A 6,709-nucleotide genomic window follows, 5' to 3' on the forward strand; every position below is an offset into this window, starting at 1 on the left:
TCATCGCGATCGACACGCGTGACGTAATCGCCGAGCAACTCGATGACGCGCAGGAACGCCGGCTCCTGCTTCTGGCCGAGCAGGTCACCGCGCACGCTGACCATCTCGAGAGTCTGTCCCGGAAATACTTGGGCGTGGGCGCGAATCACGTTGACGAAGTTTCCGATCGGCACCCACTTCAGGTGCTCGGTCGTCAACGACATGCTGAACATGCCGCGGGTTTGCTTCACGTGATTCGGGTCGGCGACCTCTTTGATCCGTCGAAGCATCGCGACGGCGCGCTCTTCGGTTTTCGCCCAGAAGCAATTCGAGTTTATGTAGTCGAACCGAATTCCATTCTCCGTCGCGACGCGAATCGCTTCGAGCAGCGTCGGTTGCTCGAGGAATGGCTCGCCTCCCGTGAGACCCATGAACTGCACGCCGGCGCGCGCCGCCTGCTCGACGATCTCGCGCACCTTGCCCTGCTCGAGCCGAATCTTCGCGCGCGGGGACGAGTTCGAAGCGCAGTGCCCGCACCGCGCGTTGCACTGTTGCGTGATCTCGATGCACATGATCGTCGGATTCCAGATCACGTCGCGGTAGCGCACGGCGCTGAGCAACCTGCGCCGAACGCAGTCGGCCCACAAGTCGAAGAGGTAGTGCTGAGCGTTCGCCGCCCTGAGTCGTGCGTCCGACGCTGCCATCATCGGCAACATCTTCGCGATGTCCGACTCCAAGTGACGTTGAAACGTCATGAGGTACTCGGGTCGGGCCACCGCGATGCGATCGAGCACATCGTTCGCTTTGATGTACGCGGCCCGGTCGAGTCGACTGAAGTCGATCAAAGACTCGGCGACGTACGCGTCCGTCTCCGCGTGGCCCAAGAGCGGTAGAACCGGGTAGAGGCGATCAAACCGATTCAGTCGAATCTCAGCCTGGAAAGCTTGATCGACTGCTAGCGGAAACATCAGCCGCACCTGGTTCATGGGCCCTCCATGGACGTCGCATTAGTTGCGACTGTGACGAGGATAACACGGCTGTGTCGAACCGGATGAGCGAGGACTACCAACTCGTTATTTTGGTGTAACTGGTCAGGTGGTTTCGGGGATCCAGGGGTTTCTGGTGGTGGGTCTCGTGAGTGCGTCGATGGTTTCGATGCCGTGCTTGCTGGTGGCGATGTAGGAGCGTAGGGCGGCGAAGTGCTCGGCGCCGTTCAGTGTGCGCATGCGGCCGGAGACCTTCTGCCGGAGTTTAGGCATGCTGAACCAACCCGGGATGCTTCTATATCGTGTCAAGTGGCTGCGACCGGGATCGGGTGTGCTGCGGTGAGGGTCCGGTAGAGCTGTCGGGTGATGTAGTGAACCGCCCCGGCGTGTCCGGAGACTTTCTATTTTGAGGCCCCGGCGGTTGCTGGGGCCTGGTGGTGAGCGTAGTGAGCGCCTTCGGCTTCAACTGGTGTGAGGTCGTCGCAGTACTCCAAGAGGCGGCGGTGGTTGAACCAGTCGACCCATTCGGCGGTGGCGATCTCGAGGTCGTCGAAGCCCTTCCAGGGCCGGCGCGGTTTGATCAACTCGGTCTTGTAGAGCCCGATCACGGACTCGGCCAGGGCGTTGTCATACGACGACCCGACGGCTCCGGTCGAGGGCTTGATGCCAGCGGCGGCCAGGTGCTCGGTGTAGGCCAAGGAGAGGTACTGGACTCCGCGATCGTGGTGCGCGATCAGCCCGGCCAGGTTGTTGCCGTCACGCTGCCGCGTCCAGATTGCCTGCTCGACGGCGTCGACGACGAGCCGGCTGGTCATCGTGGTCGCTACCGAAGATTCGGCGGGCGTATGCGTCGATCACGAACGCGGTGTAGCACCAGCCCGACCATGTCGAGACATAGGTGAAATCGGCGACCCACAATCGATCCGGTGCCGTCGGGCGGAAGTCGCGGTCGACCAGGTCGAGTGGTTTCGGTACACGCGGATCACTGATCGTGGTCCGCTTGACCTTGCCGCGCACCACGCCGGCCAGGCCGAGTTCGCCCATGAGCCGTTCCACGGTGCAGCGCGCGATCGGCGGCGTGTTTTTGGGCCGTTCGCGGTTCAGCGTCAGCCATATCTTCCGGGCACCGTAGACGCCGTAGTTCGCCGCGTGCGCGGCAGCGATCTTCGGCTTCAGTTCCATGTCTTGAACCTCTCGCTTAGTGGGTCTGCGGGCACGATGCTCGTAGTAGGTCGCGGGGCCGATCCTGGCACCCAGCTCGGTGAGCTGGTCGCAGATCGACTCGACACCCCAGCGCAGACCTGGCCCGTCGGCATCATCGTGGCGCTCACCGACGTGCTCGTCGATGTAGCGCACGATCAGCGCAGTGGCCGGTCGAGTTCGGCCGCGAAGAAAGCCGATGCGCTCTTGAGGATGGCGTTGGCGCGCTTGAGTTCAGCGTTTTCCCGCTTCACCCGCCTCAGCTCCGCCGACTCCTCAGTGCTCACACCGGGCCGCCGGCCGGCGTCAACCTCGGCCTGCCGACACCACTTCCGCACGGTCTCCGCCGTTCCGATCCCGAGTAGCTGCGCGACCTTGCACATCGTCGCCCAGTCCGAGTCGTGATCGGCCCTGATCTCGCCAGCCATCCGGACCGCTCGCTCACGCAACTCGGCCGGGTACCTCCTCGACGCACTCCCTGACATGACCCCATCCTTCCCAAGGAACGGAGTCTCCGGACATGCCGGGGCGGCTCAGAGCCCCTTGGGTGAGCGTGGTGGTACTCGATGACGGCGACGAGTTCTCTTTGCACATGGGCGTTGCACAGGGCGTGGGTGAGCTGCGGATAGTTATCGTAGGGTGCCCACGCGTCGTGGACTGCGGTGCCCGCGATTTCACGGAGCACCCCAGGGCCCTGGGGCACTTGTTGTGGAGCCAACGATCAGGCAGTGGAATCTGTGCAGCTGAGCGAGGCCGCTTATCTGGTCGAGGTTGGGCGGCGACGGTTCGCCATCAGTATCGCGGGATATCGATTGATGCTGCAGCGCAGTATTTCTCGTCCAAGAGTGCTAGGTGGGCGGCTTTGTCTGGGGTCTGCAGGAAGCTGGCTTGGATGCTGTTTTGGGCCAGCGTGTAGACGTTCTCGCCAGTCAAGCCGAGGGCTTCTGCGGCTGCGGTGTAGTTGTCGTTGAGGTAGCCGCCGAAGAATGGGGGATCGTCGGAGTTGATTGTGACGACCACGCCGGCATCGAGGAGCGTCTTGAGTGGGTGGTCGGCGAGACTGTCGACGACGTGCAGCGCCCGGTTGGACAGTGGGCACATCGTCAGCGGAATGCCCTCGTCGCGGAGACGTTCGATGAGATGGGGGTCGTCGGCGGCGGTCACGCCGTGGTCGATGCGGTCGGGGCGGCAGTTGTCGAGTGCGTCGCGGATGTACTCGGGCGGGCCGTCCTCGCCGGCATGGATGGTGAGCCGGTATCCACGATTGCGGGCAGCGTCGAAGTATCGCGTGAACTTCGAGGGAGGGTTGCCGCGCTCGGCGGAGCTCAGGCCGATGCCAAGGATGTGTTCACGCCAGGGGTCCAGGAGCTCCAAGAGTTCTAGCGCTGATGATTCGTCGCGGTGACGTTCCGCGGTGCAGAGGATTTCGCTGTCGATGCCCCATTCGGCTCGGGCGTCGACGGTGGCGGCCAGGACTCCATCGAGCATGGTCGAGATCTCTACACCGACGTCGAGGAAGGTTTGTGGGCCGAAGAAGATCTCCGCGCGGACGACATTGTCAGCCACTGCGTGCTGCAGGTAGTCGATGGTGAGATCGTAGAAGTCTTGGCGCTGGCGCAGGGTGCGCGCGACCTGAAACAACACGGTGAGAAAGCCTGGCAAGTCGGCGAAGTGATACGCCGCGGCCAATTCGTCCTCGGTCCGCCACGGCAGCGTGACGGCGTTGCGGTTGGCGCAGCGCACGGCGGTGGCCAGCGTGATGGTGCCTTCGAGGTGGACGTGCAGTTCCGCCTTGGGCAGTGCGGTGATCAGATCCTGCGCTGATCGCTGGCCGGTCGCGATGTATCCGTCGTCCCTGGTAGTGGCAGCCACGTCCGCAGTCTAGCGAGCCGCAGTGCCGCGGGCCCACCGGCTGACCATTACGTACCGACGGTCTATTACGTTTCGGATGTCTCGATACTTCACCATCCGTCATTAGAAAGGCGCGATCCGACCGCTCAGCGAGTCCGGTAGCGGGCACGCCATTGGGACGCGATCTGTTCTTCAGTACTGCCGTCGTCGTAGGCTGTGGAGATCAGCGGTTCTACGGCGGTGACAGTTATCAGCACGATGCCGTGGGCAGGGCCCGGTAACCGTTGGATGTCGCCAAGGCGACGTACAGCACCGTTCCGCACCGCACCATTGAGTGCCACGTTGGCGAGCAATGGGGCGGAGGTAAGCGAGCATCTAGCGTTCATCGATCGTGGCGTAAGCGGGGGCCGCGTGTCTGCCGTGGACGGTGGATTCACTGATGCCCACTCGGTCGTGCAGCCAGGTCAGCGGTTTGGGGGACCACCAGTTGACCCGGCCCAGCACGTGCATAAATGCCGGTACCAGCACCATGCGTACCAGGGTCGCATCCATCAGTACGGCAAGGGTCAGGCCCAATCCGAACATTCTCATGAATGACACCTGGGATGCTGTCAACGCGGCGAACGCGATGGACATCACCAGCGCGGCGGCGGTAATCACGCGCCCGGTGCGGGCCACACCCAGCGCTACGCTTTCGTCGTTGGCTTGACTGGTCTGCGACGAAGCCAGCCAGTATTCACGGATCCGCGACACGAGGAACACCTCGTAGTCCATCGACAGGCCGAACGCGATGCAGAACAACAGCACCGGCATGTTGGCGATCAGTGTTCCGGTAGGTGTGGTTGCGAAGGCGCCAAGGTGGCCGTCCTGGAAGATCCATACCAGCGCGCCGAACGTCGCCGTCAGCGACAACACGTTGAGGATCAACGCTTTGAGCGGCAGCACCACGCTGCCGGTGAGTAAAAACAACAGTACGAGCGTGACGACAGCGATCAAGCCGAGCACCAGAGGCAGTATTGCCGTAATAGCGTCGACGCTGTCCCGGTTGGCTTGGGCCAGCCCGGCCATCTGAACTGAGCGGCCAGCCGGTCCTGGCACCTCGTGCAGCCGGTCGAGCTGGGTGTCGGAGGCTTTCGAGTTCAACGGCGCGGCGCTGGCGACGGTCAAAAATGCGCTGCCATGAGCCAGACCGGCAGCTGCGGCCGGTGGTCCAATCTTATTGCCGCCGATAAAGGTGCCGGTCGGGGCGGTGACCACCGACACGTCGGGCACCCGCGACAGGTCGGCGGCGTAGCGGTCAACGTCGGCCTGGTCCAAGCCGCGGGCATCGGGGACGACGACCGACACCGCCGCCGCGGAATCGTTGGCGAAGTCGTTGCGTAGCTGGTCGCCAACCTGATGCGCGGACGCCGAACGCGGCAGCATACGGTCATCGGAAAAGCCCCACCTCACCCGTAGGAATGGAACCCCGAGCAGCACCAGCAGCGCCACCACAACCAGGCCGATCGGCAGGGCTCGGCGCATCACCAGCTTGGTTGACCGGTACCAAAACTGCTGCTCGATCGGTTTGGGCACCGGGGCGGGCTGGCGCAGCACCCGGCGCGCCAGTTGGCGCACATCCAGGGAATCCAGCCGGGGCCCGAGCGCCACGATGGCCGCCGGGGTTACCACGATCGCCGCAATGGCGGCGAATGCCACGGTGGCCACCCCGGCGTAGGCGAACGACGACAAAAGGTACATCGGGAACAACACCAGCACCGCCATCGACAACGCGACGGTGGTCGCCGAGAACAACACGGTGCGCCCGGCGGTGGCCATGGTCCGGATCAGCGCCTCGTTGGGGGTGCTACCGTCCGCCAGCTCGTCGCGGTAGCGGCTGATGATCAGCAGCGTGTAGTCGATCGCTATGGCCAGGCCCATCGCGGTGGTCAGGTTCAGCGCGTAAATCGAGACCTCGGTGCTGAAGGTGATCAGGCGCAGTATCGTCATCGAGCCGACGATGGCGATCAGTCCCACAGCGATCGGCAGCGCTGCCGCGAGCAGTCCGCCGAACACCCACACCAGCGCCAGGAAGCTCAGCGGGATGGCGATGGACTCCATGACTAGCAGATCACGTTCGCTTTGATCGTTGATCTGGGCGTAGACCATCGCGATGCCGCCGGCGCGCACACTGACTCCGTCTCGGTCGTGCACCAGTTGGTCGGCCAGTGTTTTGGCGTATTTTTGCGCGTTGTTTTCCCCACCTTTGAGGTTGGCCACGATCAATCCGGATTTGCCGTCCTTGCTCACCAGGTCGGTGGTGGTCGACGGCGATGTCCACGCCGAGGACACGTTGAAGACGTATGGCGATTGTTGCAGGTGCTCGATGATGTCGGTGCCGACCTGGCGAGTTTGATTACTGCGGGCGTCTTCGGGAGCGGTCACCACGATCAACATTTGCTGATCGCTTTCGCCGAACTTGTCCGTCAATAGCCGGGTGGCCTGCGCCGACTCGGACCCAGGATCGCGAAAGCCTCCAGCCGTCAGGCTTTTGGCGACCGGGATGCCGAATATGGCCGCCCCAACGAAGACCAGCACGGCACCGGCGATCACCCGCCGCGGTGCGGCGATGGCCAGCAATGCGATCCGGTGCAGCATGTCGTGTCCCTTCCGGCGATGGTTAAACGTAGTAGTTAAAGCCGCCGCGGTGCTTG

The 6,709-nt window shown here is 63.4% G+C and carries 5 protein-coding genes and 1 pseudogene; all 6 read right to left on the minus strand.

All coding sequences use genetic code 11. From position 1 onward, the window contains the following. A partial coding sequence (locus AC2VOU_RS03685; protein WP_486956130.1) for a radical SAM protein occupies positions 1–965 on the minus strand: 965 nt, incomplete at its 3' end. Positions 966–1,070: 105 nt separating this feature from the next. After that, a complete protein-coding gene (locus tag AC2VOU_RS03690; RefSeq protein ID WP_486956131.1) occupies positions 1,071–1,238 on the minus strand; it encodes a hypothetical protein in 168 nt (55 codons plus the stop codon). A 128-nt stretch (positions 1,239–1,366) separates the two neighbouring features. Beyond that, positions 1,367–2,548 (minus strand): annotated as a pseudogene (locus tag AC2VOU_RS03695) (IS3 family transposase). Further along, positions 2,449–2,868 carry an IS66 family transposase gene (locus AC2VOU_RS03700; protein ID WP_486956134.1) on the minus strand — a complete coding sequence of 140 codons (420 nt, stop codon included), beginning with the start codon at positions 2,866–2,868 and terminating at the stop codon, positions 2,449–2,451. The pseudogene AC2VOU_RS03695 and the gene AC2VOU_RS03700 overlap by 100 nt, the downstream one beginning before the upstream one ends. 89 nt (positions 2,869–2,957) lie before the next feature. Continuing rightward, the gene (add, locus tag AC2VOU_RS03705) at positions 2,958–4,037 is read right to left on the minus strand and encodes an adenosine deaminase (protein ID WP_486956132.1); all 1,080 of its coding nucleotides are present in this window, start codon (positions 4,035–4,037) and stop codon (positions 2,958–2,960) included. A 354-nt stretch (positions 4,038–4,391) separates the two neighbouring features. Beyond that, complete coding sequence (locus AC2VOU_RS03710) at positions 4,392–6,653, minus strand: MMPL family transporter (RefSeq protein ID WP_486956133.1); 2,262 nt, start codon at positions 6,651–6,653, stop codon at positions 4,392–4,394. Positions 6,654–6,709: the final 56 nt, after the last annotated feature.

Source organism: Mycobacterium sp. TH-M25 (assembly GCF_057473665.1).

Coding starts and splice junctions, on each gene's coding strand:
- AC2VOU_RS03710 (WP_486956133.1), bottom strand. CDS start 6,653: ATGCTGCACCGGATCGCATTGCTGGCCATCGCCGCACCGCGGCGGGTG.
- AC2VOU_RS03690 (WP_486956131.1), bottom strand. CDS start 1,238: ATGCCTAAACTCCGGCAGAAGGTCTCCGGCCGCATGCGCACACTGAAC.